This window comes from Blautia sp. MCC269, from assembly GCF_018785655.1.
In the GTDB taxonomy this organism is placed as follows: Bacteria; Bacillota; Clostridia; order Lachnospirales; family Lachnospiraceae; genus Blautia_A.
In genome coordinates, this window is record NZ_WQQE01000015.1 from 1 (window position 1) to 542 (window position 542).

Consider the following 542-nt stretch of genomic DNA (forward strand, 5'->3'; position numbering starts at 1 on the left):
ATCTTCTATACATACACAATCATAAGCATTGGCTATCTGCCTTGACTGCTTATGCAGGAAGTCTTTTCTTTGATTGGAAACCTTTTCATGAAGTTTTGTCACCTTAATCCTCTGCTTATTACGATTGCTTGAACCTTTCTGCATTTTGGAAAGCCTGCGTTGTTCTCTCGCTAATTTTTTCTCCGCATTTCTGTAATACTTCGGATAGGCTGGCTCCTTACCGTTACTGTCACGATACAATTCGTGCATGGAAAAATCCATACCTAAAAACTTTTGCATTTCCCTTTCCTGTACTTGATCTTCATACTCAAAAAGAATACTTGCATAGTATTTTCCGCTTGGTGTCTGACTTACTGTTACTGATTTCAGTCTATATTCCTCTGGAATAATCCTGTGCTGTTTTAAGCGGACTTGTCCAATCTTAGGCAATTTCAAATATCCGTTAGATATCGTTATGTTCCCATTGATGCAGACCGTAGAATAGCTGTTTTTATTCCGCTTTTTTGATTTGAACCTTGGAAAACCTGTTTTCAGCTGTTTGA

1 protein-coding gene is annotated in these 542 nt (G+C 37.8%); it reads right to left on the bottom strand.

Translation table 11 applies throughout. The features are described from left to right. Nucleotides 1-534: RNA-guided endonuclease TnpB family protein (locus tag GPK88_RS06160; RefSeq protein ID WP_244092728.1), on the bottom strand; the 534-nt coding region annotated here is incomplete at its 3' end. Nucleotides 535-542 lie beyond the last annotated feature (8 nt).